Source organism: Vibrio sp. 1874, assembly GCF_033344395.1.
In the GTDB taxonomy this organism is placed as follows: domain Bacteria; phylum Pseudomonadota; class Gammaproteobacteria; order Enterobacterales; family Vibrionaceae; genus Vibrio; species Vibrio alginolyticus.
In genome coordinates this window covers 1-1058 of the sequence record NZ_JAWPOR010000176.1, presented here as the reverse complement: position 1 = coordinate 1058, position 1058 = coordinate 1, and the positions used below count along the sequence as shown (strand labels likewise).

At 40.1% G+C, this 1058-nt stretch carries 1 protein-coding gene; it reads left to right on the top strand.

Annotated features, from left to right (window positions below; genetic code table 11):
* On the top strand, nt 1-636 hold a 636-nt coding region (locus R8N46_RS25435; protein WP_318189806.1), incomplete at its 5' end, for an HlyD family efflux transporter periplasmic adaptor subunit.
* Nucleotides 637-1058: the final 422 nt, after the last annotated feature.

Genomic DNA, 1058 nt, shown 5'->3' with positions numbered 1-1058 from the left:
GTTCGCAGTACTCTAAGTCAGCTTGATCGGCAATCTTTAACCGTTGGGAAAAGGTTAGACGAGAACCAAGCCAAGATAGAAGAGTTAAAGCTCGAAAGATTGAATGAAATCGTCGAAGAGTTGCGGAATACCAAAAAAGAAGTCGTTGCCATTCGTGAAGAGTATCGATCTGCTCAAGATGTGGTGGCTAGAACTTCAATCAATGCGCCAATCTCAGGCCGCGTAGTGAACATGCAAGTGTTCACTGAAAAGGGGGTTATTGGTTCAGGACAAACGTTGTTAGAGTTAGTGCCTCAAGATGATAAGTTGCTTGTTGAAGCAAGAGTCAATCCGCAAGACATTGACTTGATCAATCCAGGACAACAAGCGCATGTGCGATTAACCGCTCTGAATGCAAGAACATTGGCTCCTCTCGATGGCACGGTGCTGACTGTTTCGGCGGATAAACTGTCACAAGAAAACCAAGATGACTATTACCTAGCGCGAATCTCAATTTCTCAAGATGATGTTGCCAAGTACCGTTTGACATCCGGAATGAACGCCGAAGTACTCATTTTGTCTGAGCCTCGAACACCGCTGAGTTATTTGATTAAGCCACTGACAGAAAGCATGAACCGAGCATTTCGAGAAGAATAGGTATTCTGTCTTCGAAGAAGCGTATTCTCGCCAATTACATGCCTCGCTGGATATAGATCTAGCGGGGCATTTTTCTTTTTCAAATAGCGTATTTGAATCGGATATATGTTGCTAAGATTGAACCAATCTACCGATGGTTTTCGAGTGACAGTTTTAATTATCAACACTCTGATGTTTTGATTTGTCAGTTTGTTTTTATCGGTATTTTTTAGGGGCTTAGTAATCCAAATCGAAAACGAATAATATTTTCTTGGCTATTTGTAGGAATTATCCTGCTTTGTAGGTTTTGTATTACTTAAGATCGGTAATTTTCTTTCCTATATATCAATTTTTGCGATCGAGAATGGTTAAGTTTCGCTATAAATCATAATGCGTCGAATCATTCCTAATGTTTTTTGGAAATAATGTCTATTAAATGGAGT